Source organism: Streptomyces griseiscabiei (assembly GCF_020010925.1).
In the GTDB taxonomy this organism is placed as follows: Bacteria; Actinomycetota; Actinomycetes; order Streptomycetales; family Streptomycetaceae; genus Streptomyces; species Streptomyces griseiscabiei.
Window position 1 is genome coordinate 2,198,490 of the sequence record NZ_JAGJBZ010000001.1, and the last position, 25,969, is coordinate 2,224,458.

At 73.6% G+C, this 25,969-nt stretch carries 19 protein-coding genes and 2 pseudogenes; 6 read left to right on the top strand and 15 right to left on the bottom strand.

Translation table 11 applies throughout. The features are described from left to right. Positions 1-152: 152 nt before the first annotated feature. The 4 genes from acnA to J8M51_RS09585 are packed head-to-tail and all read right to left on the bottom strand — an operon-like array spanning position 153 to position 5,006. Positions 153-2,906, bottom strand: coding sequence for an aconitate hydratase AcnA (gene acnA, locus J8M51_RS09570; protein WP_086755221.1), 2,754 nt, complete (start codon positions 2,904-2,906; stop codon positions 153-155). Next, positions 2,906-3,637: an aspartate/glutamate racemase family protein gene (locus J8M51_RS09575; RefSeq protein ID WP_086755222.1), complete on the bottom strand. Its 732-nt coding sequence runs from the start codon at positions 3,635-3,637 to the stop codon at positions 2,906-2,908. Before J8M51_RS09575 ends, acnA begins: the two co-directional genes overlap by 1 nt. Positions 3,638-3,693: 56 nt before the next feature. Further along, positions 3,694-4,785: an isocitrate/isopropylmalate dehydrogenase family protein gene (locus J8M51_RS09580; RefSeq protein WP_256964411.1), complete on the bottom strand. Its 1,092-nt coding sequence runs from the start codon at positions 4,783-4,785 to the stop codon at positions 3,694-3,696. Between the two features lie 32 nt (positions 4,786-4,817). Continuing rightward, complete coding sequence (locus J8M51_RS09585; RefSeq protein ID WP_086755223.1) at positions 4,818-5,006, bottom strand: hypothetical protein; 189 nt, start codon at positions 5,004-5,006, stop codon at positions 4,818-4,820. 109 nt (positions 5,007-5,115) lie between these two features. Here J8M51_RS09585 and J8M51_RS09590 point away from each other — a divergent pair, with 109 nt between their 5' ends. Continuing rightward, a complete protein-coding gene (locus J8M51_RS09590) occupies positions 5,116-5,823 on the top strand; it encodes a GntR family transcriptional regulator (protein ID WP_256964412.1) in 708 nt (235 codons plus the stop codon). A gap of 169 nt (positions 5,824-5,992) precedes the next feature. Further along, positions 5,993-6,468: pseudogene (locus tag J8M51_RS09595) on the top strand (RraA family protein). Here the strand turns inward: J8M51_RS09595 and J8M51_RS09600 are convergent. Then, on the bottom strand, positions 6,390-7,211 hold the full coding sequence (locus J8M51_RS09600) for an SDR family NAD(P)-dependent oxidoreductase (RefSeq protein ID WP_267299103.1): 822 nt from the start codon (positions 7,209-7,211) through the stop codon (positions 6,390-6,392). The pseudogene J8M51_RS09595 and the gene J8M51_RS09600 overlap by 79 nt on opposite strands. A 116-nt stretch (positions 7,212-7,327) precedes the next feature. Here J8M51_RS09600 and J8M51_RS09605 point away from each other — a divergent pair, with 116 nt between their 5' ends. Beyond that, a complete protein-coding gene (locus tag J8M51_RS09605; RefSeq protein ID WP_086760242.1) occupies positions 7,328-7,927 on the top strand; it encodes a TetR/AcrR family transcriptional regulator in 600 nt (199 codons plus the stop codon). Positions 7,928-8,002: 75 nt separating this feature from the next. On the opposite strand, the pseudogene J8M51_RS09610 reads toward J8M51_RS09605, so the two are convergent. Both J8M51_RS09610 and J8M51_RS09615 read right to left on the bottom strand, forming a co-directional pair. Further along, positions 8,003-8,255 (bottom strand): annotated as a pseudogene (locus tag J8M51_RS09610) (hypothetical protein). A 66-nt stretch (positions 8,256-8,321) separates the two neighbouring features. After that, positions 8,322-9,569, bottom strand: coding sequence for a MalY/PatB family protein (locus tag J8M51_RS09615; protein WP_086760241.1), 1,248 nt, complete (start codon positions 9,567-9,569; stop codon positions 8,322-8,324). A gap of 81 nt (positions 9,570-9,650) precedes the next feature. Here J8M51_RS09615 and J8M51_RS09620 point away from each other — a divergent pair, with 81 nt between their 5' ends. Next, complete coding sequence (locus J8M51_RS09620; protein ID WP_086760239.1) at positions 9,651-10,136, top strand: Lrp/AsnC family transcriptional regulator; 486 nt, start codon at positions 9,651-9,653, stop codon at positions 10,134-10,136. Between the two features lie 94 nt (positions 10,137-10,230). Next, a complete protein-coding gene (locus J8M51_RS09625) occupies positions 10,231-10,959 on the top strand; it encodes an ABC transporter ATP-binding protein (RefSeq protein WP_086760248.1) in 729 nt (242 codons plus the stop codon). Here J8M51_RS09625 and J8M51_RS09630 read toward each other — a convergent pair. The 5 genes from J8M51_RS09630 to J8M51_RS09650 all read right to left on the bottom strand — a co-directional run bounded on the left by J8M51_RS09630 (position 10,938) and on the right by J8M51_RS09650 (position 21,809). Then, positions 10,938-11,918 carry an ATP-binding cassette domain-containing protein gene (locus J8M51_RS09630; RefSeq protein WP_086760237.1) on the bottom strand — a complete coding sequence of 327 codons (981 nt, stop codon included), beginning with the start codon at positions 11,916-11,918 and terminating at the stop codon, positions 10,938-10,940. The genes J8M51_RS09625 and J8M51_RS09630 overlap by 22 nt on opposite strands. Positions 11,919-12,136: 218 nt before the next feature. Further along, on the bottom strand, positions 12,137-14,959 hold the full coding sequence (locus J8M51_RS09635) for an ABC transporter permease (protein WP_398855819.1): 2,823 nt from the start codon (positions 14,957-14,959) through the stop codon (positions 12,137-12,139). Then, positions 14,956-18,183 (bottom strand): ABC transporter permease, encoded by a 3,228-nt coding sequence (locus J8M51_RS09640; protein WP_267299104.1) that lies wholly within the window; start codon positions 18,181-18,183, stop codon positions 14,956-14,958. The genes J8M51_RS09635 and J8M51_RS09640 overlap by 4 nt, the downstream gene beginning before the upstream one ends. 177 nt (positions 18,184-18,360) lie before the next feature. Then, on the bottom strand, positions 18,361-19,038 hold the full coding sequence (locus J8M51_RS09645) for a HemK2/MTQ2 family protein methyltransferase (RefSeq protein WP_086755199.1): 678 nt from the start codon (positions 19,036-19,038) through the stop codon (positions 18,361-18,363). A gap of 92 nt (positions 19,039-19,130) precedes the next feature. Then, positions 19,131-21,809, bottom strand: coding sequence for a LuxR C-terminal-related transcriptional regulator (locus J8M51_RS09650; RefSeq protein WP_256964404.1), 2,679 nt, complete (start codon positions 21,807-21,809; stop codon positions 19,131-19,133). 184 nt (positions 21,810-21,993) lie between these two features. On the opposite strand from J8M51_RS09650, the gene J8M51_RS09655 reads away from it, so the two are divergent. Continuing rightward, positions 21,994-23,040 (top strand): amidohydrolase family protein, encoded by a 1,047-nt coding sequence (locus J8M51_RS09655; protein WP_086755197.1) that lies wholly within the window; start codon positions 21,994-21,996, stop codon positions 23,038-23,040. Positions 23,041-23,055: 15 nt separating this feature from the next. On the opposite strand, the gene dmpG is transcribed toward J8M51_RS09655, so the two are convergent. Genes dmpG through J8M51_RS09670 form a run of 3 tightly spaced genes read right to left on the bottom strand, consistent with a single transcriptional unit; the run spans position 23,056 to position 25,843 of the window. Beyond that, positions 23,056-24,075 carry a 4-hydroxy-2-oxovalerate aldolase gene (gene dmpG / locus J8M51_RS09660; RefSeq protein ID WP_086755196.1) on the bottom strand — a complete coding sequence of 340 codons (1,020 nt, stop codon included), beginning with the start codon at positions 24,073-24,075 and terminating at the stop codon, positions 23,056-23,058. Beyond that, the gene (locus J8M51_RS09665; protein WP_086755195.1) at positions 24,072-25,025 is read right to left on the bottom strand and encodes an acetaldehyde dehydrogenase (acetylating); all 954 of its coding nucleotides are present in this window, start codon (positions 25,023-25,025) and stop codon (positions 24,072-24,074) included. Before J8M51_RS09665 ends, dmpG begins: the two co-directional genes overlap by 4 nt. Next, entirely contained in the window at positions 25,022-25,843 is an 822-nt protein-coding gene (locus J8M51_RS09670; RefSeq protein WP_086755201.1) for a 2-keto-4-pentenoate hydratase, read from the bottom strand. Before J8M51_RS09670 ends, J8M51_RS09665 begins: the two co-directional genes overlap by 4 nt. Positions 25,844-25,969: the final 126 nt, after the last annotated feature.

Here is a 25,969-nt window from a genome sequence, read left to right on the forward strand (position 1 = left end):
TCCGAAGGCGGGGAGGGGGCGGCCCGTCTCGCCCGCCAAGCGGTGAAGACCGGTTCCATCAAGGCCCAGCGGGCGTCGGACACATCACTGCGGTACCTGCCGCACGGTGGTGCCGGCGCTGCGCGACGGCGGTCGGTGCAGGGGGGTGCACCTCACTGGTCGGCTTCGGCCGGGTGGGCGAGCAAGCCTCGCAGGACGTACGGCATGACCCCGCCGTGGCGGAAGTAGTCGGCCTCGCGGGGGGTGTCCAGGCGGACTCGTGCTGTGAACTCGCGGTCGTCGGACAGGACGGGCACCGTCGTCGGGATGTGTCCGGAGTCGAGGGTCTCCAGTCCGGAGACGGTGATGGTCTCGGCGCCGGTGGGGGCCAGGTCCTCGGGGCCGCCGTCGACGAGTTCCAGGGGCAGGACGCCCATGGCGACGAGGTTCGAGCGGTGGATGCGTTCGAAGGACCGTGCGATCACCGCGCGGACGCCCAGCAGCGCGGGCCCCTTGGCGGCCCAGTCGCGGGAGGATCCGCCGCCGTAGTCCTCACCGGCGACGACGACCATGGGCACGCCGGCCGCGCGGTAGGCCGCCGCCGTGTCGTGGATCGAGCTCTCGCGCCCGTCGTCGAGGAAGTCGCGGGTCCTGCCGCCCCGGGTGCCGGGGGCCACCTGGTTGCGCAGCCTGATGTTGGCGAACGCGCCCCGCATCATCACCAGGTGGTTGCCGCGCCTGGAGGCGTAGGTGTTGAAGTCCCCGGCGGGTACGCCGAGTTCGGCGAGATAGCGGGCCGCCGCCGTGGCTGCCGTGATGGCGCCGGCCGGGGAGATGTGGTCGGTGGTGACCTTGTCGCCGAGTTTGACCAGCACGCGCGCCCCGGTGATGTCCTTGACCGCCTCCGGTTCCCTGGTCATGCCGTCGAGGTAGGGCGGGCGCCGGATGTAGGTGGAGGCCTCGTCCCACGCGAAGCGTTCGGAGGCCGGCGCGCTGACGTCCCGCCACCGCCGGTCGCCGGCGAAGACGTGTCCGTAGGCGTCGGTGAACATCGCGGCGTCCATGCTCCCGGCCGTCACCGCCTCGATCTCCGCCGGGTCCGGCCAGATGTCGTGCAGGTGGACGGGTTCTCCCTGCGCGGTGTGGCCGAGGGGCTCGGTGCGCAGGTCGATGTCCATCGTGCCGGCGAGGGCGTAGGCGATGACGAGGGGCGGTGAGGCGAGGTAGTTCATGGCGACGTCGGGCTGGATACGGCCCTCGAAGTTGCGGTTTCCGGAGAGGACCGATGTCACGGTCAGGCCGGTGTCGGCCACCGCCTCCGAAACGGCACCGATGAGCGGGCCGGAGGCTCCGATGCAGGTCATGCACCCGAATCCGGCGAGGTGGAAGCCCAGGGTCTCCAGATCCGGGAGGAGGCCGGCCCGTCGGTAGTAGTCCATGACGACCCGTGAGCCGGGGCTGAGGGTGGTCTTGACCCAGGGCTTGCTGCGCAGCCCCGCCCGGACGGCGTTGCGGGCGAGCAGTCCCGCGCCCACCATGACGGCCGGGTTGGAGGTGTTGGTGCAGGAGGTGATGGCCGCGACCGCGACCGCTCCGTCGGACAGTTCGTGCGCGGTTCCGTCGATGACGACGGTGGCGACGGTGGCAGTGGCGGCGACGGTGGCGGTGATGGCGGTGGCGGTGGCGGTCGTCGTGATGTTCGGGCCGGCAGTCGTGTTCTGTCGGCGGATGACTTCGAGGGCCGTACGGAAGCGGGACTTCGCGTGGTCCAGAGGGACCCTGTCCTCGGGCCGGGAGGGACCGGCCAGGGAGGGGACGACGGTGGACAGGTCGAGTGCGACGGTCTCCGAGAACCGGGGTGGGTTCGCGGGCCGGTGCCACAGGCCCTGCTCTTTGGCGTACGCCTCGACCAACGCGACCTGGCTCTCGGGCCGCCCGGTGAACCGCAGGTAGCGCAGGGTCTCGTCGTCGATGGGGAAGAGCGCGCAGGTCGAGCCGAATTCGGGGCTCATGTTCGCGATGGTGACGCGGTCGGTCACCGGCAGGGCCGTGACGCCGGGGCCGTGGAACTCGACGAACTTGCCGATGACTCCGTGGGACCGCAGGAGTTCGGTGAGGGTGAGTGCCAGGTCGGTGGCCGTGGTTCCGGCGGGGAGTCCGCCGGTGAGGTGGACGCCGACGACGGGCGGGACGAGGGCGGACATGGACTGGCCGAGCATCGCGGCCTCGGCCTCGATGCCTCCGATGCCCCAGGCCAGTACGCCGAGCCCGTTGACCATGGTGGTGTGCGAGTCGGTGCCCAGGCACACGTCCGGGAACGCGAGGCCGTCCTCGACCATGACCACGCGGGCGAGGTGCTCCACGTTGACCTGGTGCATGATCCCGGTGCCGGGGGGCACCACGGCGAAATTCCTGAGCGACTGCTGTCCCCACCGGAGGAAGCGGTAGCGCTCGCCGTTGCGCGCGTACTCCAGTTCGACATTGCGCGCCAGTGCGTCGGGGCGGCCGAAGACGTCGGCGATGACCGAGTGGTCGATGACGAGTTCGGACGCGATGACCGGATTGACCAGAGCCGGATCGCCACCCAGGGCGGCCATGGCGTCCCGCATGGACGCCAGGTCGACGACCGTGGGGACACCGTTGGTGTCGTGCAGGAACACCCGGGAGGCGTACAGGTCCACCGGTGTTCCCGGGCCGCCCCGCGCCAGGATCGCTTGCACCTGGTCGTCGCTGCGGCTCGTGCCGTCATGGAAGCGGAGCACGTTCTCCAGCAGGATCCGCAGGCCGACCGGCAGGTCGGCGGGGGCGAGCCGGTCGATGCGGTGGTACGACATCTGTCGGCCGGCGACGTCGAGACGCGCCTTGGTGCCCAGCGTGTCGAGCCCGGACCCGGCCAGGTGGCGGCCCGCCAGGTGGTTACGGCTCATCACCATGCCTCCGTGGCGGACGATTCGGGTCGGTCCCCGGGAAAGAGCGGTGCGGAGAAGAGGGTGTCGGTCCGCGCCGCGAGCTTCTCGCGCAGCGAGCGGGCGGCGAGGAGCGGGGCGCTGAGCACCGGCAGTCCGAGGGCCCGCTCCACTCCCCCGCGGGCCGGAGCGAGCGAGAACATGCCGAGGATCACCGCGTCGGCTTCCTTCAGATACGGCGTGGCGACCTCGGTGAGAGCCCTCTCAAGGGTGTCGAGATCTCCGTGCGCAGCAGCCGTGGCCGCCCCGGGAACGGTCAGTGCGATGACATCCGTCCGCTCCGCGCCCGCCGTGGCGGAGAGCACGTGCTTCAGCCGCTTCGCCGAGTCCTGGACCGCCGGGGCGAGGGGGCCCAGGAGCAGGACACGGCCGAACCGCAGACGCGCGACCTCGGCGAAGAGTCCCTCGTCGGAGCTCAGCATGGGCAGCAGCCCGTGTTCCCGTCGGGCCTGTTCCAGCACCGGCCCGTACAGGGAGCAGGACAGCAGGACGGCGTCGGCACCGCCGTGGACGGCATGGCCGATCAGCGACAGCATCCGGTCGGACAGGGCAGGGGTGAGCCCGCCCGCCGCCTCGGCGTCGCTGATGAGGCGGTCGTCCAGCACATGCCACACCGAGGCCTCGGGAAAGCCCTCCACGAGAGCTGTCCGGGCGGGCTCGATCGACGCCGGGGTGGCGTGGATGACGGCCACGGTGGGCGATCGGACGACCGAACTCCCGCTCACAGCTGCCCGGACCGAACTCCCGCTCACAGCTGCCCGATCGAGGCCGCGACCGCCTCGGCGAATGCACGGCATCCGGCCGACCCGCCCATGTCCCTGGTGCGGGTCCCCTTTTCGAGGGTGGAGGCCACGCCCTGCTCCACGATCCGTGCCGCACGCGGAAGTGTCTCGTCCTGGTGCCGGTTGCCCAGCCACTCCAGCAGCATCGCGGTGGAAAGGATCATCGCCACGGGGTTGGCCCGGTCCTGTCCCGCGATGTCCGGCGCGGAACCGTGGGCCGCCTGCGCCATCGCGCGGTCCCGCGAGGCGTTCAGGGAGGGGGCGGTCCCCAGCGATCCGGCCAGTTCGCCGGCCAGGTCCGAGAGGATGTCACCGAACATGTTCTCGGTGACCACGACGTCGAACTCGCGGGCCCGCCGCACCAGGTGCACGGTCATGGCGTCGATGTGGAAGTCGTCGACGGTGACATCGGGGTAGTCCCGCGCGACCTCTCGGCACACGTCCCGGAACAGCCCCGTGGTCAGCTTCAGGACGTTCGCCTTGTGGACGATGGTGACCTTCCCGCGCCGCCGCGAGGCCAGCTCGAACGCCTCCCGGGCGATGCGCTCGCACGCGGGACGCGTGATGATGCCCATCGCGATGGCGATGTCCGGGGTGGGCATGAACTCGCCCGTGCCCAGGTGGGTGTTGCGGTCGGCGTAGAAGCCCTCGGTGTTCTCCCGCATGATGACCAGGTCGGTGCCGGGGGCGATGACCTCACCGCCCCCGAACGCCTTGGCGGGGCGGACGTTGGCGTACAGGTCGAAGTGTTTGCGGATGGTGCCGCTTGGGTTGAGTTCGGAACGGAACGGCTCGGGATAGGACGCGCTGTCGTGGGGGCCGAGCAGCCATCCGTCGGTCTCGGCGAGGGCCGCGAGTGTGGCCTCGGGCGTAGCCTCCCCCAACTCCTCGATGGCTCGGCGGCCCAGGGGCAGCTCCCGCCAGGCGACGGGCGGGGCACCGGCGGCCACCAGAGCGGTGTCGGCGACCAGAACGGCGGCCGGCACGATCTCGGGACCGATGCCGTCGCCGTGCAGGACGCCGAGGGTGTAACGGTGGGGGATGCCGCTGGTGGCCACGGGACTCCTCATGTCGTTCACGGGGGTGGATGTCAGCCGGAGACGGTCAGGAGGGCCTGGGCGTCCTCCGAGAGCACGACCGTGTCGGTGCGGACCAGGCAGGCCGCGGGGTCGAGGGCGAGGGTGACGGGACCGGTGGGGTCGCCTCGTATGTCGCAAACAGTGATGGTTATAACCTGTGACGTCAACCCTTCCGGTGAGAGCCGATGGTCGCTCCGCATCGATCGCCGCCAGGAATCGGGCCGTGAAGTCCACGCAAGCCACTACCGGATACCCCGCCCCGTAGGATGCCCCGTAGCCGAGTCGGCGCCGACTCGGTAGGTTATAACCATGGACGCCAGAGGGGGCCGTATGTCGCAGCCGGTCGAGGCTTTCGAGACGAAGGGCGACTTCGCCTACCGCCAGGTCCGCGACCGGATCCTCTCCGGGGAGTTGGGACCCGGTTCGGTGATCCAGCAGCGCGAACTCGCCGGCTTCATCGGCATCAGCACCACGCCGCTGCGTGAGGCGTTGCGGCGGCTCGCGAGCGAGGGGCTGGTCGAGCTGGACGCCCACCGGGACGCCCGGATCGCGCCCCTGCGGGCCGAGGAGGCGCGGGACCTGCTGGAGATCCGGCGGTCCCTCGATCCGCTGGCCGCCTCGCTGGCAGCGGAACGGCGCACCAGCGCCGACATGCGGGCCATCCGCGCCGCGGCCGACGGGCTCGCCCCGCTCCACCCGCACCCGAGCGTGGAGCAGTTGGTGGCACACCGCCGCTTTCATGCCGCGATCTACCGGGCGTCCCACAACGACCTGCTGATCGCGGCCCTGGAGGGCCTGTGGGACAAGGCCGACCGCTACCGCCTCCTCGCGCTGCGCACGGACCCGGGCCAGGACGCCCGGGATCGGAAGGCCAAGGAGCATGCGGCGCTCGTCGAATGCGTCGCCCTCGGTGACGGCGCCGGCGCGGCGGAGATCATGCGCAGGCACATCGACACCAGCCTCGGGGCGACCGCGGCGTGGCGACTCGGCCACTCCGAGCCCATCGACGGGTCCTGACCCGGCCCTGGCGAGCGTGCCCTCACCGAACCGGTCCGGCGCGTGTCGCGGTGGACACGGACACAACACCCCCGGACACGACACCTTGGAGTGTGCCGTGCAGACGACGTCCCCCATCGCCACCGCCGACCTCGCCGACCGGTACGGCGACCAACTGCGCGTCTGAGACATGCAGTTCCCTTCCTACGGGGCCGCGCACTCCTTCGCCGGACCCGTCCGCACGGTCTCCTGTCCCGGCGACAACGCCCTGCACCACGAACAGCTCCGCACTCCCGGGCAGGGATGTGTCGTGGTGGTCGACGGCGGAGCCTCCCTGCACACGGGGTGTACGGGGCCATCCGCGACAGTGCCGTCCTCGTCGGCATCGACATCGGCGTCCAGGCCCTGGGCACCAACCCCCGCAAGAGCGGGAAAGCCGGCGCGGGCGCCGTCGACGTACCCCTGTCGTTCGGCGGGGTCACCTTCACCACCGGCGACATCCTGCACGCCGACCAGGATGGAACCCGGTCCCGCCGGTGGGCGCGGACCGGGCGGCGGGGACGGGAATGCCGTGGCGCGGGGCATGGTCAGCCCGGGGCGATACGGCTGAGGTGCTCCCAGGACCGGTACAGATCCGCTTGGGCCCGGTCCATCTCCAAGACATGATCGAAGGACTGGCTGCCGACGATCAGCCGTCGCGGCGGGTCCGGCAGTGCGGCCAGCTTCATGATGACCGGAGCAGCCGTGCCGGGCTCCGGGGCGACGGCGTCGCCCCACATCGCCTCCATCTCGGTGCGCAGGGACTGATACTGCGTCAGGGGTGCGGTGGTCGTGGTGCCGATGGTGAACAGGCCGGTGTCGTAGCCGCCCATCTGCACGATGGTGACCTTGATGCCGAACCCCTCGACCTCCATCGCCAGCGCCTCGCTGACCGAGTCCAGCGCGGCCTTGCCCGCGCCGTAGAAGCCGACGGTGGCCATTCCACCGCCGCTGCCCATCGAGGTGACCTGGAGGAGCCGGCCCCCGCCCTGGGCGCGCAGGTGAGGAAGGACCGCCTGGGCCACCCACACGGCGCCGAAGAAGTTCACATCCAAGTGTGCCCGGATCTGCTCCTCCGTGGCTTCCTCCACCATCCCGTAGAGGAATCCGCCGGCGTTGTTGACGACGACGTCCAGCCTGCCGAACGCGGCTGCCGCCCGCTCGACCCCGTCGAACACGGCCCGGCGGTCGGTGACGTCCAACGCAAGCGGGACCAGGTGGTCGGGGTACTTCTCGGTCAGTTCCTCCAGAGGCTCGACATTGCGGGCGGCAGCCACCACGCGGTCGCCGCCCGCCAGGGCGGCCTCGGCGAAAGCCCTGCCCAGGCCACGGGAGGCGCCGGTGATGAGCCAGACTCTTGCGTTCGTCACGCTTTCTCACTCCCAGCAAACGAAACGGTGCGTATCGATTCGTTTTCAGCCTAGGGCATACCCTGGGAGTTATCAATACGGCCCGTCTCGTTTCATTTCTGGGCTAGGCTGGCCGCATGTCCAACGAGAAGGGGCCGGACCACTCCCGCCGCAAGGAACGGTCTCGGCAGGCCATCCTCGCCGCCACCCGCGCCCTGGTCGCAGAGGAGGCGTACGAGAAGGTCACGGTCGAAGCCATCGCCGCCCGTGCCGGCGTCGGCAAGCAGACGATCTATCGGCGGTGGCCGTCGAAGAGCGCGGTCGTCTTCGCCGCCCTTCTGGCTCTGAGTGAGGATGCGGACGGGCAGTCGGTCGCGCTGCCGGACACGGGCGACCTCGAGGCCGACCTCAAGCTCGTCATGCGTGCCACGGCGGAGGAGTTCGCCGACCCGTCCTTCGACAGGCTGATCCGGGCCCTCAACACCGAGATCTCCAACGATGCCGTGCTCGCGGCCGAGTACCGGGAGAAGCTGGCCCAGCCGCTGGAAGAAGCGAAGAGGGCACGCTTGCGCAGCGCCCAGGAAGCCGGCCAGCTCGACGCCGACGCCGACCTCGACCTGGTCCTCGAAGTGCTCTACGCCCCCCTCTTCCAGCGGTGGCTGCACCGCAGCGGTCCACTGACCGCCGCCTACGCCGACTCACTCGTCGACGCGACTCTCCGAGCTTTCGGCCCCTGATCCCTGAACGCCGGTCATCAGGCGTTCCAGCCCGAAGACATGGCCGGGTCGCGCCATTGCCGCAGGCCCGGCGCGTCACAACCAGCGCTCGGCCGCCTCGACGCTGTCACCGCCGCTCGTGTTGAACGCGATCGCCGCCTGCGGCGCGTGACGGCGGACAGGATTCACCACCTGCTCGAAGAGGGGCAGAAGCGGTTCCGGCTTGCGGAGCCCACCCCCGATGACGACGACGTCCCAGCTGTGCTCGGACAGTGCCGCAACGATCGCCGAACCGGGCCGGCTCCTGATCGAGGGCCGCCCGAAGGGCGTCTCCGTCCGTACCGGGCACCGCCCAAGCAGACGATCAGCCGTCGAACCAGGTTCCCCGGATGGGGAATGGGCAACCGGTCATGCGTCACAAGCCCTGGACGGCGGTGATCAGCCGGCGTACCGCCTCGTCGACCGTGGAGCGGGGGCAGCCCAGATTGACCCGCATGTAGCCGTGGCCCTCGATGCCGAACTTCTGTCCCCTGTCCAGCCACAGGCGTGCCTCGGTGAGCATGAAGGTGTCCAGGGTCTCGGCGTTCATCCCGAGGCCGCGGCAGTCCATCCAGGCCAGGTAGAGGGAGTCGGCCGGGAGGACCCTGACCTTGGAGGTGGCGCTGTTGACCGCCCGCGCGAAGTGCGCGTGGTTGCCGCGCAGATAGGTGAGCAGGTCCTCCAGCCATGGCTCACCGTGCGTGTAGGCGGCCTCGGTGGCGGTCATGCCCAGCAGGTTGACCAGGGGGAACAGATTGCGCTCGTACTGGCGGGCCAGTTCCTCGCGCACCCGGCGGTCGGGGACGAAGACGTTGGCGCTCTGCAGACCGGGGAGGTTGAAGGTCTTGCTGGGTGCCGTGCAGGTGATGCTGTTCCGTGCGAACGCCTCGCCGAGGGAGGCGAAGGGGATGTGTCTCCTGTCCGGGTTGACGACGAGGTCCTGGTGGATCTCGTCGGAGACGACCAGGACGCCGCGCCGGGCGCACAACTCGCCCATGGTCCTCAGCTCGTCCTCGGTCCAGACGTTCCCGGTGGGGTTGTGGGGGTGGCTGAGAATGAACAGCTTGGTGTCCGGGCGTATCGCGGCCTCGAACGTCCGGGCGTCGAACCGGTAGCCGTCGTCGGTCCGCAGCAGGGGGGCCGGCGCGAGGTGGCGGCCGTTGAGCAGGACGTCGTCGTGGAAGTGGGCGTACACGGGCGGCTGGATCAGGACCGAGTCGCCCGGCGCGGAGAACGCCTGTACAGCGGTCTTGAGCGTGGTGATGATGCCCGCGGTCGGCAGCACCCACTCCTGCGGCACCTCCCAGCCGAACCGCCGGGCCTGCCAGCCGGTGACGGCGTCGAGGTAGCCGCGGGTGGCGCCGCCCGGGTAACCGAAGACGCCGTACTCCACGGCCTGGTGCAGCGCGTCGATCACGGCCCGGGGTGCCCTGAAGTCGGTGTCGGCCACCCACATCGGCAGCGGGTCGGCCGCGGCCTCGTCGGCCGTCAGGAACTCATGGGCGCGGGCCCACTTCATGGAGTTGCTGTGCCTGCGGTCCACGACGGTGTCGAAGAGGGATTGCGTGGTCGCGCCGGTGGTGTCCTGTCGCCCCGGGTCACCCGGGGTGGTGTCGACTGCCATGGCTGGATGCTAGCGACGACGGGCGGCAAAATGTTTGTGCGTTTTGCCCGATCCCGCGACCTTGCGGCTAAATTCTTGCTCATGGATCTCACTGATCGAAAAATTATTGCCATCCTTCAGTCCGAGGGGCGGATCACGTTCACCGATCTGGCCGAGAGGGTCCGTCTCAGCGTCTCCCGGTGCCAGCGGCGCGTCCGTGAACTCGAGACGTCCGGGGTCATCCGCGGCTACCGGGCCGCCGTCGACGCCGCGGCCCTGGGGTACGGGTTCGAGGTCCTGGTCTTCGCCACGCTCACCCGGCCCGACGCGGTGACCGAGTTCGACGCGGCGCTCGCCGACGTCCCCGAGGTCGTCGAGGCGCAGCGGCTGTTCGGCGAACCGGACTACCTGATCCGGGTGGTCAGCGCCGACCTGCCGTCCTACCAGCAGCTCTACGAGTCCGTGCTCGTCCGGCTGCCGGGGGTCCGGGGCCTCAACTCGACCATCGTGATGAAGCAGGCCGTCCCCCCGCGGCCCCTGCCGGGGCGACCGCCGCGGGCGGCGACGGCACGGAACTCCCCGGCCTGAAGCGGGACATGAGGGAGCGGGCGGCATGGACAGGGAGTCCGGGGCGGGTGAGATACTGGCGCGCCGCGGATTCGGCGGAGCATACGGGGGCGTGATGGGGCAGGCGGTGACCGCGGCCATGCTGCGGGTGGCGGATGTGCACAAGTCGTACGGCCGGGGCGCGGGCGCCGTGCACGCCCTGCGGGGCGTCTCCTTCGAGGTTCCGCAAGGGGAACTCGTCGCGCTCAAGGGACGCTCGGGCTCCGGCAAGACCACGCTGCTCAATATCGTCGGCGGTCTGGACGAGCCGGACAGCGGACACGTCACCGTCGACGGGCTGGACCTCGGGAGCCAGAGCGAGGACGCCCTGCTCGCGCTGCGCCGGGAGCGGGTCGGCTTCGTCTTCCAGTCGTTCGGGCTCATCCCCATCCTCACGGCGGCGGAGAACGTGGGCGTGCCCCTACGGCTGCGCAGGGCGGACCCGCGCGAGCGGCGGGAGCGGGTCGAGCTGCTGCTGTCCCTCGTGGGGCTCTCGGACCACGCCGCGCAGCGCCCCGGCGAACTGTCGGGCGGGCAGCGTCAACGGGTCGCCATCGCCCGCGCGTTGGCCAACAGTCCCTCGATCCTCATCGCCGACGAGCCGACCGGCCAGCTGGACGCGGAGACCGGGCACTCCGTGATGGAGCTGCTGCGCGCGGTCGTCCGCAGCGAGCGGATCACGGCTCTCGTCGCCACCCATGACGCGACGCTTCTCGACCTCGCCGACCGTGTGCTGGAGCTGAAGGACGGCGAGATCACCGAGGTCACGGCGATCGGCGGGGCTCAGGCTCCCTCGTCCCCCTGACGGGCGTCGCGGGCGTCGTCCGGGCGTACGGTGATGTGGTCGGGCTCCAGTTCCAGGGCGACGCGGTCGCGCATCCCGAGGGCCCGGGTGTACTCGGCGGGGAGCTGGAGACGCCCGGCCCGGTCGAGCATGGCGTATTCGCGGGCGACCAGGTTCTCCTGGCCGGTGGCGGAGTCGACCTCGCTGTGGCGCAGGACCTCCGTCGCCGTGCGGCCGTCCCGGATGGCGACCGTACGGCGGACCTCACCGGCGACCGACTGGTCGTGGGTGACGATCACGATGGTGGTGCCCAGCTCCTCGTTGGCGGTGCGGAACGCGGCGAAGACCTGTTCGCCGGTGTGGGAGTCGAGTTCGCCGGTGGGTTCGTCGGCGAGCAGCACCGCGGGATCGTTGGCGAGGGCGACGGCCAGGGCGACGCGCTGCTGCTGGCCGCCGGACATCTCGTGCGGCCGGCGGTCGCGGCAGGCGGCGACGTCCAGCAGGCCGAGGAGTTCCATGGCACGGTCGGCCCGGTTCCGGCGGCGGCCTCCGGCACGGGCCAACTGCAGGGGCAGGGCGACGTTCTGCGCGGCGGTGAGATAGGGCAGCAGATTCTGGGAGGTCTGCTGCCGGACGAAGCCGACGGTCCCGCGACGGTAGGCGAGCCGTTCCTTGGCGGACATCGTGGCCAGGTCGTGGCCGTCGACGCGGGTCGCGCCGGCGGTGGGCCGGTCCAGGCCTGCCAGGATGTTCATGAGGGTGGACTTGCCGCTGCCGGAGGCGCCGACGAGGGCCATGAGTTCCCCCTTGCGGACGAGGAGATCGAGGCCCTGCAGTGCCTGGACCTCCACTCCGTCGGCGGAGAAGATCCGTACCAGCCGGTCGCAGGTGATCAGGGCGTCCTGGCCGTAGGAGGCGGCGTCCTCACGGGCGGCGCGGGCGCGGTCGGTGAGTTCGTCGAGGGTGGGACTGCTGGTCATCGGCTGCTCCATTCCATCTAGTGCCGCGGCAGGCAACGTTTGCCCGTCAAGGAGCGGCGTCCGGTGCGTGCTCTCGGCGTGCCGGGTGCGAGCCCTCGTACTGGATGTACTTGGGCTTGTGCCCGGTGCGGCGGTGGGGGCCCCTCCCGCTCGAGCGAAGCCGAGAGTGGGGGAGCGTGCCGGGCGTCGCGACGGGGCGAACGTTGCCTGTCGCGGCACTAGTTGTCACCGAGCCTCAGTTCGCGCACCGAGCCACGTCGGCCGGTCCACCAGGCCTGGACCGCGGGCACCCCGACGGCCAGGAGCAGCACGGCGAGGGCCGGAACCGCCAGCGAGAGCGGGTCGGTGCGCAGCACGGCCTCCTCGACGGCGGACGGGGAGGCCACGGCGATGGTCGTGAGGTCGACGCCGGGCGCCAGCAGACGGATGCCGGCCCAGCCGGTCAGCATGCCGCCGGCCGCGGCCAGGAACGCCTGGGGGAAGGCCGTGAGGATCAGCAGTCGGCGGCCCTGGGACCGGGTCATGCCCATCGTGCGCAACCGGGCGAGCAGGGCGCCGCGTTCGGGCGCGGTGCGCAGCACGGTCAGCACGAGCGCGAGGATCGCGTACCCGGCGCCCGCGGCGACCGCGACACCGTACAGGCGCTCGGCGCCGGACTGCAGCGGTGAGTCGACGTGCGTCGCGCGTTGCTCGGTGCGCAGCCGGACGGTCGCCGACGTTCCGTCCGCCGCCGAGCGCAGCGCCCGGCCGTTCAGGGCGTCACCGGTGAGCAGCAGGGTCGTCGTCCGCGCGGCGTCGCGGGGAAGTCCGGCACGGTCCACGATCAGGAACTCGTCGCCGGAGACGGCCGGGGTGCGGTCCCGGACCAGGGTGATCTTGACGGTGACGGAGGTGCCGTCCGGGAGCAGGACGGACTGGGGGCCGGTGCCGTACTCGTCGGCCACGCGAGGTGAGGCGAGCGCGGGCAGCGGCCGGTCGTCGGTGCCGGCCTTCGGGCCGGCGTCCGGCTGCCGGAGGCGTGCCGCGTCGAAGGGGCCGAGGCCCGTGCGGTGCGACAGGCGCGCGTAGGCGTCGAGGTCCACGCCGGCCAGCGGGAGCGGCTGGCTGCCCTGTTCGGGCTTCGCGTCGTAGGTGACGCTCGCCCGCGCCATGTCCTGTACGCCGGGCAGACGGCGTACGCGGTCGGGCAGGGTGCGCGGGAGTTCGCCGGTGAGGGTCTCGACGCGGCCGTCGGCGCCCACCTCGTGGAGGGCGGCCCGGTCGCGGGCCGCGGTGACCCCGGCCAGGACCGAGCCGCCGAACGCGGCCGTGGTCAGGGCGCTGAGCAGGGCGAGCAGGGGCAGTACGGCGAAGCCGGGGGCGCGCGCCACCTGGGCCAGCGACAGCGGGATCACCAGGCCGCGCAGCCGGGTGGCCGCCCCGCTCAGCGCGCGCAGCGGCAGGGGGTGCAGGCGGGCGAGAAGCAGGGCCGCGACCACGCCCGTCAGCAGCGGGGCGGCGGCCACCAGAGCGGTGCTGCCGGAGCCCTGTCGGCGCAGGGCGACGACCGCGCCCGCGGCGATCACCAGCACGGTCAGTTCCGCCACCGTGCGGCGCCGCGACGGCCGGGCCGTGGTGAGGTCCTCCCGCCCGTCGTGCAGCCGTACGGTGCGGTGTGCCACGACGGCGCGCACCGGGAGCGCGAGGCAGGCGAGCAGGGTGACCGTGAGGGCGGCGGCGAGGGCGGGCGCGGTGCGGGCACCGGGCAGGGCGAGCGTCGCGGCGGTGAGTCCGAGGGCGCCTGCCGGGACGGCCACCACCGCCGTCTCCGCCAGCAGCCGAAGGGCCAGGCCGGGCAGGGAGGCACCGCGGGCCCGCAGCAGGTCCAGCTCGGCGCGCCGGCGGTCGGCCGCCACGCCGCCGGCCATGGCCAGGACGATCACGGCGAGGCTGCCGGTCCCGACGGCGGCGAGGAGCAGCAGCGGCTCGATCCCCGCCCGGAGCCGGGCATGGTGCGCGAGGACCTCGTCGAGATCCGTCTCAGCCTCCAGGCCCTGGTCCACGGTCTCCCGCAGTCGTTCCACTGCCGGCCCCGATTCCAGGGCGGCCACGGCGGACGTCAGCCGGTCGAGTTCGTGGCCGCGCAGGGTGTCGACGTCGGGGGCGACGTTCCAGTACCGGTCCGGGCGGCCGGGGGTGCCGAGGAGCACCGGGCCGGCGTCCGGGGCGAGCAGCAGACCGCCGAGCCAGTGGACCTCCCACGGCATGAGGTCGGGCCGGCGGCTCAGCGCCGGGGTGCGCAGCACCGGCAGGGCCGACCAGTAGGCGCCCTCGGGGGCACGCGGGACGACGATTCCGGTGACCCGGACGGCGAGCCCGCCGCGGCCCGAGCCCGGTACGTGGATCACCGAGCCCACCCGGATGCGGAGTGTGCGGGCGGTCTCCGCGGTGACGGCGGCCTCGACCTGCTCGGTCGCCGCGGTCACCGGCGCGCCCGTGGTGCGCGGCAGCCGGCCCGCGCTGAGCCGGGTGTGGGCGGCCAGGTCCTGCTGGGCGGCGAGCACCAGTTCGGCGGGCCGGCCGGCGGGTTGGGGCAGCCAGGCGTCGGACGCCTCCAGGGGGACGGTCGTGCGGACGCCGTACGACGACTGCGCGGGGTCGGGGACCAGCGGTGCCCCGGCGGCGGTGAGGATCTCGGCGCGCGCCTCGGCCAGCGGGCCGGCGCGCAGGGCCGCCTCGGTCTCCTCGACCCCGTCCATCCACGGCAGGGGGATCCGCATCTGCACGGTCGTCCGGTCGGGCAGGGCCTGTTCGACGGCCCGGCGCAGCCCCGCGTCCCCGTACCGGTCGACGGCACGCGGGTACGCGGCGGCCAGGGCCGCGGTCACGGCCACCAGGAGCGCGAGGGCCGCGGACGTACCGGCGAAGGCCCGCAGCCGGGTGCGCAGTCCGGCCCGTACGCGCGGCGGCGCCGTCCGTGCCTCCCCGGCCGGCTTCGCCGTCCCGGCCGTGTCGTCCTTCTTCGTCGCCCCGTCCTGAGGGGGCACCGGTCGCGTGGTCACCGCGTCACCTCGTCCCTGAGAGCCGTCACGGGTTTCGCCCGCCGCAGGGCGAGGGCGGCGGTCACGAGCGCGGGGCCCGCCGCGAGGGCCGCCAGCAGGACGGCCAGCCGTGGCAGCGGGAGTTCGACCAGTACGGGTGGGAGCGGCCGGGTGGCCTCCCCGGTCAGGACGACGAGGGGGACCAGCGCGTGGGTCAGCACCGTGCCGAGGGCCGTGCCGACCAGCAGCGCCAGGGCCACCAGGACGCCGTGCTCCACGGCGACCAGCCGGGCCAGCCGTCGGCGTGGTGTCCCGAGGGCGCGCAGCACGGCGAACTCGGCGTCCCGGGTGCGCATCGCCCCCGCCGCGCTCATCGCGAAGCCGAGCGAGGCGAAGAGCACCGTCACCGCGGCCGCCGCGGTCAGCGCCGCTTCCGGGGCCGCCCCGAACGGGTCGTCGCGCAGTTCGGCCGCCATCTCGTCGCGCACCGTCACGCGCTCCGGGTCGATGTCGGGCAGGGCGCGTACGGCCGTCGCGGTGGCGGCGGGCGCGGTGCTGCTCAGCCACCACTCGGTGGGTTGCAGGCCGGTTCCGTAGCGGGCCTGGAGCACCCGGTCGACGGCCCGGAGATCGACCAGCAGGGCCCCGCCGTCCTGTGTGGTGGCCTCGGTCGTGGGCAGGGCGCGCGCGGTGCGGACGATGCGTACGGGCACGGGCCGGCGGTCGAACGCCACCTGCACGCGCTGCCCTTCGCGGGCACCGGAGGCGGCGAGGAACCGGTCGGTGGCGACCGCGACGATCTCGGGCGCCGGGGGCTGGGCGACTGCGAGCCGGACCTCCAGCGGCAGGGTGGTCTGCGCGAAGTCGGGCAGCTGGTACCCGGTGCTGTAGGTGAGGGTGACGGGTGCCGTCGAGGTGAGCCGGGGGCGGGTCGGCCGGGCGTCGTCGTCGGGCGGGGCGGCGGCCGTGTCGGCCTCGACCCCGGTCGTCCACTTCGTCGGCAGGGTCAGCCGCCGCGCTTCGCCGTCGTCCGCGGTCGCCGTGAGCGCGTCGAGGACCAGGCGGTGCCGGTCGGGGCGGTCGATCGGCTGCGGCATGCTCAGCCGGAGCCCGATCACCGTCAGCGGGCCCCGGGCGCCGTTCAGTTCGGGGGTCAGCCGGTGCGGGCGGCCGTCGGCGGCGAGGCTGCCGGACGGGAGGTCGTAGGAGGCACCGTGGCTGTCCCGCACGGTGAGCGTGACGTCCGCCTCCGTCCCGGGCGTGGTGCTGTGCAGGGTGGCGGTCAGCGTGAGCGTGGCCGTGCCCGCCGGTATCCCGACGCCCGCGGGCGTGCCGCGCGGCGCGAGCCCGGCGAGCAGCGGACCGTCCGTCAGATCGCGGCGCGCCGACACCACCGCGGCGGCCTCCGTCGTGTTCAGGGCCACCACGGTCGCCTCGCGGCCGCCGGAGAGCGGCACCGCGGCACGGACCGCGGGGGCGACCGCGTCCACGTGCGGGAGGTCCCCGTAGACGTCGGTACGGCCCACGCCGCCGCCCCCGGAGGCCAGGACGCGCAGGTCGGCGCCCGCGCGGAAGTCGGCCTGGTCGGCCTGGGACCGGTGCCAGGACGCGTTCTGCCCGATCGCGACGACTCCGAGCGCGACGGAGATGACCAGGAGCATCACCGGGCCCGCTCCCCGCATCGGCCGGCGGCCGAACTGCCAGCCGACCATGGCCGCGGTCAGTCCGGGGCCGCGCGCCAGGAGCCGTTCGGCGACGCGCGCCAGCAGGGGCAGCAGCCGCAGGACCAGGACCGTTCCGGCGAGCAGCACCAGGGCGGGCGCCACCACCAGGAGCGGGTCGACGCCGAGCACCCCCTCGCGGTCGGCGGTGACCGCGCCGGAGCGCTGGCTGCCGAGCATCCAGAGGGCGACCCCGGCCACCGCGAGCAGCCCGACGTCCGCCCCGGCCCGCAGTGACGCGGGCAGTGCCCCGGCCCGCGCCACGACGGTGCCCGCGAGGGACGCCCGCCACGCCGGGACGGCGACGGCGAGCGCGCACAGCGCGGCCACGGCCGCGGCGACCGCCCACACCTCGGGGCGCCCCCCGGCCGGCACGTCGACGGGCAGCCCGGTCCGGCCCTGCCCGGCCAGCAGCCGTGTCAGCGGCCCCGACAGCGGTGGCGCGACGACCACCGCCGGTACGGCGATCAGCAGGGCCTCCAGCGCGGCCAGGCCCGCCAGCCGGGCCCGGGTGGCACCGCGCGCCCGCAGCAGCCGGGTCTCGCCCGTGCGGTCGGAGTCGAGCAACCGTGCGACGAGCAACAGGGCGCAGGCCGCGAGCAGTCCGAGCTGGCCGGCGACGATCAGCATGCCGGAGCGCGCGACCAGCAGGGAGCGTTCGACGCGGTCCAGCACCTCCGGCAACGCGGTCTCCGCGGTGGTCGCGCTGCGCAGCGCGGGACGCTCGCGCAGCGCAGCGGTGCCCGAGCGGGCGGCCTCGCGCAGCGGGCCGATCCGCTCCGTCGTCAGCGAGGAGTAGTCGGCCGAGACCATCCAGCCCGACGCGCCGACGCTCACCCGGCCCGATGTCGGCAGACCCGGGGCGGTGAGCAGGGGGCCGTAGGTCGTGAAGCTCGACGCCTCGGTGCCGCGGCCGCCCAGGTCGTCCAACTGCCAGTAGGGGGCCCGGACGTCCACCGGCCGGTACACGCCGGTGATCAGCACGCGCACCGCCGGGCCGTTCAACTGGTCGGTGACGGTCAGCCGGTCGCCGGGCGCCACCCCGAGCCGCCGGGCGGCGCTCTGCGGCAGCGCGGCCTCGACGGGCCCGGCGGTCACCTCCTCACGGGGGAGCCGTCCGGCGACGGCCCGCACCTGGGTGCGGTCCAGGGCCGCGAAGTACGTGAGGTTCGGGTTCCCCTTCCGCTCGGAGGGCGGCCGGAGCTCCGCCGGCAGGGCGTAGGGCCCGGACCGCAGCAGGGTGCGCACGCGCACGGGCAGCCCCTCGAAGACGGTGCGGGCCCCCGCCCGTACGGCGTCGTCGGCGGCCTGCCGCTCGTCGCCCGGCACATTGGCCTTGAGCACCAGGGCGGTCTCGGCGGCGGTGCGCCGGTCCGCGAGGGAGCGCCGCAGCGCGGCGTCGCCCATCGCGCCCGCGTAGGCGGTGAGCGCGGCCAGCACGGCTGTGGTCAGCAGCACCGTCAGCAGCACGGCACCGACGAGCGCGCGATACGTCCACGCCCGCAGCACGATGAATCGCAACACGCCCGCAGGCACCGACCGTCCCCCCACCGAATCCCCCCGTTTTCCAACCGCACGGACCGGAACGCGACGCGGCGTCGATGGCGTGCGACTGCAAGAGGGCATTCTAGGACCGACTTTGGGCGCCTTGTGATCGAAAATCAGCAAGGCTCGGCGGGACTTCGCGGTCGGACAGCGGGGTCAGGGCTGTTCCGCGCGGATGACGACCAGCTCTTCCCGGCTGTCGCCCTCGCCGATCAGCCCCTGCCGCACGAGCCAGCCCCGGCGGGACCGCAGCACCGGGCCGTACGGGACGTCGGCGCGGTCGACGACCGAGGCGCGCAGTCCGCCGTCCGCCAGGCACCGCAAGGTGTCGCCGGTGCCGCACAGGCCCGAGTGGACGATCAGCAGCACTCCGCGCGGGCGCAGCATCCCGGGTGCCGCCTCGCAGAGACGGTCGACGAAGAGCCGTCCGTCGCGGCCCGCCTCCCACGCCCTGGCCCGGCCGCCGCGCGGCAACCGGCCCTCGGGCGAGGGCATGTAGGGCGGATTGCTGATCACCAGGTCGTACACGCGTTCCGACGCGGAGGTGAGGTCGCCGTGCCGGACCCGGATCCGCCGACGGGCCAGCAGCGCGTTGATCCGGGCGGTGAACACGGAGAGCCACGAGATGTCGACCGCCGTGACCCGGGCCCCCAGCCGCGCCGCCTGGACGGCCACCGCGCCGCTGCCGGTCCCGAGGTCGAGCACGTCGGTCGAGGGGCCGATGTCCTCCCGGCACAGGGCGCGCGTCAGCAACTCCGTGTCCCCCTGCGGGGCGTACACACCCGGCGGGGTCAGCAGGAGCGGCGCGGCCCGCACCGATGTTCCCGGCGCCATCGGGCACCTCCGTTCCGCTATGCCCGCTTTTGCGCCTCGGTCGAGTGCCCCGGGATCCGAGGTCCACACGCCTCGCGGGCGGCTTCCGGACGTCAGAGGAGGCGGAGTTCGCGGGCGCGGCGGACCGCGTCGTTGCGTCGGTTGACGGCCAGTTTCCGGAAGACGCTCTTGAGATGGGTCTTGACGGTGTTGACGGAGACGCAGAGGTCGGCGGCGATCTCCTCGGTGGACATCATGCGGTCCAGACGGCGCAGCACATCGCGTTCGCGGCCGCTCAGTTCCTCCACGACCGGCGGCCGGTCCTCGGGCCGGTCCGGTCCGGGGGTGAGCCACCCGGTCGCGAGCCCTCTCAGGGACGGGGTGTCGAGGACGGGGCGGAGCCAGCCGCCGGCCTCGGCGAAGGGGCGGCGCAGCCGTTCGCGGCGGGCCTCGTGGAGGGCCTGGGCGACCAGCCGTCGGACGGCGGCCCGGTCCCCGAGGGCGTGCGCGGCCTCGGCGCGGACCAGCAGGGCCCGCACGGTCACCGCGGGCCCGGCGCGGCTCTCGGACAGGACGCCGTCCAGGAGGGCGAGGGCGTCGCGGGGCGTGCCCGCGGCCAGCCGGGCCCGCGCCTCCCCCACCGCGCACACCGGCTGATGACCGGGCACGGCGCGCAGCAGGGCGGCGGCCTCCTCGGGCCGGCCCCGGGCCAGCCGGACGGCGGAGGCGACGAGCGCCGCGTGCCCCTCGGCCCAGGGGGAGGCCACGTCGGCGGTCACGGCGGGCTCGGTCGCCGCCAGGGCCGCGCGGGTGTCGCCGTGGGCCAGCAGCAGGCGGGCGGTGGCGAGGGCCCGGCCGGCCTCCGTCACCGGGTCCCGCATGGCGGGATCGGCGTGCGCCGCCGCGTCGAGATGGGCGCGGGCGAGGCGCAGTTCGTCCCGGTCGACGGCGACGGCGGCCAGGACCAGCGGTGCGACGCCGAAGCCGGAGGGCTGCGGCAGGCCGTACCGCTCGGAGACGGTGCGGGCCGCCAGGGCCTTGCGTTCCGCGCGGCCGGGCCAGCCGTTCAGATAGTCGATGAGGGCCAGCCGGCCTAGGCAGTCCTCGCGGGGCAGCGCCGTCGAGGCGTCCCCGGCGGCGTCGGCGACCAGCGACAGGGCGGCCCGCGCCTCGTCGAAGCGGCCGGCCCACAGCCGGGTCGACCCCAGATGGGCGAGGAGGAGCGCGGTCAGCTCGGGGTGCCTGTCCAGGAGGTCGGCGGGGACCCGCTCCCGCAGCCGCTCGGCCGTCCCCGCCACCAGCTCCGCCCGCCCCGGCGAGCCGGCCAGCCGCGCCGCCAGCGCCTCCAGCAGGAGACAGCTCAGCCGGGCCGCCGCCGGACCGGGCGCGCCGTCGGCCTCGGTCCGGTCCTCCTCCCCCGCCAGACTCCGTTCCGCGTGCCGCAGATGGGTCAGGCCCCGGTCGAGTTCGCACCGGGACAGCTCACGGGCGGCCCGTACGAGGTTCGCGGCGGGGCTCGTGACCTCGGGCCCCATGGCGGAGAACAGCTCGGTGAGGTCGTCGGAGCGCAGGCCCGTGAAGAGCCGGCCGATGGCGAGGTCGTCGACGAGGGCGCCTGCGGTGAACTCCCAGTCCCCGGCGGCGGCCCCGTGGCCGAGCGCCTCCGTGAGGGTGCCCGAGCGGCGCAGCCAGCGGGCGGCCCGGCGGTGGAGTTCGGGCTCCAGGCCGGGGTGGCGCAGCCGCAGATGGGCGCGGAGGATCTCCCCGAAGAGCGGGTGGAGGCGGTACCGGGCGTGTCCGAGGTCCTCGACGAACGCGTTCGAGCGGTGCAGCGCGGCCAGGATGCCGGCGGCGTCGGCGCGTTCCGTCAGGGCGTCCGCCAGCTCGGGGGAGAACCGGTCCAGGACGCTGACCCGCAGCAGCAGGTCCTGGGTCTCGGGCGGCTGCCGGTCGAGGACCTCCGCGAGCAGGAAGTCGGCGACGGCGGTGCGCTCGGCCTCGAACCGCTTCAGATAGGTCTCCGGGTCGGGGTTCTCCCGCGCCGCCAGCGCGCACAGCCGCAGACCGGCCGCCCACCCCCGGGTGCGTTCCACGAGCGTCCGCGCGAGGGGCACCGGCAGCCGCAGACCGTGCAGGTCCAGCAGGACGGCGGCCTCCTCGGCGGTGAAGGCCAGCTCGGCGTTGCGGATCTCCGTCATGTCCCCGGCCGTCCGGTGGCGGTGCAGGGGCAGCAGCGGTTCGGTGCGGGTGACGAGGACCAGGCGCAGCCCCCGGGCCGCGTGGTGCAGGACGAACTCCAGCTGGTCGGCGATCTCGGGGTGGGTCACCCGGTCGTACTCGTCGAGGACCACGATCACGGGCCGGTCCCGGGCGCCCAGTTCCGCGGCGAGCCGGGTCAGCAGCGTACGGTCCACGCGGCCGGCGTCGGCGGGGCAGCCGGTCTCCGGTGGCAGGGGCACACCGGCGGTGCGCAGCGCCTGCAGGAAGTAGGCCCAGAACATGCCGGGGCCCTGGTCGCCGGCCTCGGTGGTGAGCCAGGCCACGGGCCGGTCCAGACCGGTCGCCCAGTCGGCGACCAGCAGGGTCTTGCCGGCACCCGCGGAGCCGTTGACCACGGTCAGCGGGGTGCGCAGGGCGTGGTCGAGATGGTCGACCAGGCGGGTCCGGCGGAAGAACGTGACGGGCCGGGCCGGAACGGCGAACCGGGTACGCAGGAACGGGTCCCCCTGGGGATCGGCACTCGGCACGACCGGCCCCGGACGGCTCTCCTCGGACCCTGCCACGGCGCTCACCACCACTGATCGACAGGACTTGGGCAGCGCTCCCCGTTCAGCATCCCAGTGTTCCCCCGCGCCTGCTCGGGGGAGGCGCGGGGCCCCTCACGAGACGCCACCCCGGCATTGCTGTAGCGATTACTACAATTGGAGTGAACGCTACGGTAAAATCTGGGCACGGGACCGCACAGGAGGCCATGCCATGACGAACACCCCCGGCCGGATCGACGTCCATCAGCACGCCGTGCCGCCCTTCTACCGCGATCTCCTCGCCAAGGCGGGGATCGCCGAGGCGGGCGGGCGCGCGCTGCCGGACTGGAGTCCCGAGGCCGCGCTGGAACAGATGGCCCTGCTCGGCACCGACACGGCGATCCTGTCCGTCTCCACACCGGGTACGGGCTTCCTCGCCGACCCGCGGGAGGCGGTCGCCCTGGCCCGGCGGCTCAACGACCACGGCGCGTCCCTGGCCGCCGACCGTCCGGACCGCTTCGGCCTCTTCGCCACGCTCCCGATGCCCGACCCGGCCGCCTCCGCCACCGAGGCCGCCCGCGCGCTGGACGGGCTGGGCGCCGACGGGGTCACCCTGCTGGCCAACAACCAGGGCACCTATCTGGGCGCCCCGGGGCAGGACCCGCTCTGGCGCGTCCTCGACGACCGCGCCGCCGTCGTCCTCGTCCACCCCGCCGAGCTCCCGGGCCCGTCGGTGCCGGGCATCCCGCCCTTCGCCGCGGACTTCTTGCTCGACACGTCCCGGGCGGCGTTCCTGCTGGTCCGCAACAAGGTCGTCCGCGACCACCCCCGCATCCGGTTCGTCCTCAGCCACGGCGGCGGTTTCCTGCCGTACGCCTCCCACCGGATGGCCGCCGCGATCTCCGCCACGACCGGCCGCAGCTCCCTGGACGTCCTGGACGACTTCCGTTCCTTCTACTTCGACACGGCCCTGTCCGCCGGCCCCGCCGCCCTGCCGAGCCTGCTCGCGTTCGCCCGCCCCGGGCACATCCTGTTCGGCAGCGACTGGCCCTTCGCCCCGAGCACCGCCGGCCAGTACTTCGCGACCGGCCTCGACACGGGTGTCGACGCGACGACGCTGGCGGCGGTCAACCGCGGCAACGCCGAGGCGCTCTTCCCCCGTCTGGCCGGCGCCCCCGTGGCCCGGCGGAGCGAGCCGGTCCCGGCGCGCCTGCGGCGGGCCGCCCGGCGCCGGGCGGCCCGCCTGCTGTTCAAGCTGGTCCAGCCGGGCGGCGACTGAGACCGCCTGGGCCGGTCAGCCCGCGCGCTCCGCGCGGGCCGTCAGGTCCAGCGCGACATCCGTGATCATGTCCTCCTGGCCGCCGACCATCCCGCGCCGGCCGACCTCGACGAGGATCGCGCGGGTGTCGAGGCCGTAGCGGGCGGCGGCCGTCTCCGCGTGCCGGAGGAAGCTGGAGTACACGCCCGCGTAGCCGAGGCTGAGCGTCTCGCGGTCGACGCGCACCTCGCGGTCCTGGAGGGGGCGTACGAGATCGTCGGCGGCGTCCATCAGCGGGAACAGGTCGCAGCCGTGCTTCCAGCCCATCAGGTCGGCGACCGCGACGAACGCCTCCAGCGGGCAGTTCCCGGCCCCGGCGCCCTGCCCGGCGAGGGAGGCGTCGACGCGTACGGCGCCGCTCTCGACGGCGACGACCGTGTTGGCCACCCCCAGCGCCAGATTGTGGTGGGCGTGGATGCCCAGTTCGGTGGCCGGGTCGAGGACGTCGCGGTAGGCACGGAACCGGTCGCGTACGCCGTCCATGGTGAGCCGGCCGCCGGAGTCGGTGACGTACACGCACGTAGCGCCGTAGGACTCCATCAGCTTGGCCTGGCGGGCGAGTTCGGCGGGCTCGGCCAGGTGGGACATCATCAGGAACCCGGCGACGTCCATGCCCAGTTCGCGGGCGGCGGAGATGTGCTGGGCGGAGATGTCGGCCTCGGTGCAGTGGGTGGCGACGCGGACGCTGCGGATGCCGAGGGTGTGGGCCTGCCGCAGGTCGCGCAGGGTGCCGATGCCGGGGAGCAGCAGCGTGGTGGGCACCGCCCGCCGGGTGGCGCCCACGACGGCCTCGATCCACTCCCAGTCGGTGTGGGCGCCGACGCCGTAGGTGATGCTGGAGCCGGCCAGGCCGTCGCCGTGGGCGATCTCGATCGCGGCGACTCCGGCCGTGTCCAGGGCCTCGGCGACGGCGCGGGCCTGGTCGGTGGTGTAGCGGTGCCGGACGGCGTGCATACCGTCCCGCAGGGTCACGTCCTGGACGTACAGCCGGGTCATCGCGCGGCCCTCTCGGTCAGGCGGCGGGCGGCCATGCGCTCGGCGGTGCGCAGCGCGGCCGAGGTCATGATGTCGAGGTTCCCCGCGTACGCCGGGAGGTAGTGGGCCGCGCCCTCGACCTCCAGGAAGACGGACACCTTCAGGGCGTCGCCGGTGCCGGGGGCGAGGGCGCGCAGCGGGTCGTCGGCGGGGACGCGGTCGAACTGGACCTTCTGCTTGAGGCGGTAGCCGGGGACATACGCCCGGACACGGCCGACCATCTCCTCGACGGACGCGGCGACGTCCTCGGTGGCGCAGTCGGAGACCAGGCAGTGCACGGTGTCCCGCATGATCAGCGGGGGCTCGGCCGGGTTGAGGACGATGATCGCCTTGCCGCGGGCGGCGCCGCCGACCTGTTCGACGGCGGAGGAGGTGGTCTCCGTGAACTCGTCGATGTTCGCCCGGGTGCCGGGGCCGGCCGAGCGGGAGGCGATGGAGGCGATGATCTCGCCGTAGTGGACGGGGGTGACCGCGCCCACGGCGGCGACGATCGGGATGGTGGCCTGGCCGCCGCAGGTGACCATGTTGACGTTCGGGGCGCCGGGATGGGCGTCGCCGTTGACGGGCGGGACGACGTACGGGCCGAGGGCGGCCGGGGTGAGGTCGACCAGGGTGCGGCCGAGGGGGCGCAGCACCTGGTCGTGGTGGCGGTGGGCGCCCGCCGAGGTGGCGTCGAAGACGATCTCGACGTCGGCGAACTCGTCCAGCCCGACGAGGCCCTCGACGCCCTCGTGGGTGGTGGCGACCTTGAGGCGGCGGGCGCGGGCCAGACCGTCGGAGGCCGGGTCGATGCCGGCCAGCGCGGCGATCTCCAGGCTCTCCGACAGCCGCAGGATCTTGATCATGAGGTCGGTGCCGATGTTGCCGGAGCCGATGACGGCGACCTTCGTCCTCCCGCTCGTCCCGCTCACCGCCGCTCTCCTTCCGGTTCCGGGGCGAACCGGACCCGCACGGAGCCCAGGTCCAGGATGTGGGCCTCGAAGGCGTCCCCCGGAGCGGCGGGCGCCATCGGGCCCAGGGCGCCGGTGAGCACCAGGTCGCCGGCGCGCAGCGGGTCGCCCCGCTCGGCGAGGGCCGAGGCCAGCCAGACGGCCGCGTTCAGGGGGCTGCCGAGACAGGCGGCGCCGGTGCCCTCGGAGACGGTCCCGCCGTCGCGGCTCATGGTCATCGTCACCGCGCGGAGGTCCACGGCGGTGAGGGGGACGGGGGTGGCGCCGAGGACGTACAGACCGCAGGAGGCGTTGTCGGCGACGGTGTCGACGAGGGAGATGTCCCAGCCGCGCACCCGGCTGTCGACGATCTCCAGCGCGGGCAGCGCGAAGTCGACGGCCCGCAGGACGTCGACGACGGTGCACTCGCGGTGCGGCAGGTCGCGGCCGAGGACGAGCGCGACCTCGGCCTCCACCTTGGGCTGCAGCAGCCGTCCGACGGGCACCTCGCCGCCGTCCGGCACGGCCATGTCCGCGAAGAGCGCGCCGAAGTCGGGCCGGTCCACGCCGAGTTGGCGCTGTACGGCCACGGAGGTCAGACCGATCTTGCGGCCGACGATCCGGCGGCCCGCGGCCTGAGCGCGGCGTACGTTCAGCTGCTGCACGGCGTACGCGGTCGCGAGGTCGCCGCCGTCGTCGAAGAGGTCGCGCACGGGCGGGCAGGGCACCCCGGTGCGGGTGGCCTCGGCCAGTTGGTCGGCGGCCTTGACCACGGCCGGTGGGTCGAGAGCGGGCGTCACGGTTGCCTCCGGGGCGAAGCGGTGGTGGAGCACCGATGCGGTGTCGGGGACACCGATGCGGTGGTGGCAACTCCGGTATAGACATCGGCTCCGGAAGAGCACAAACTTTGTTCCGTGGTACGGAAC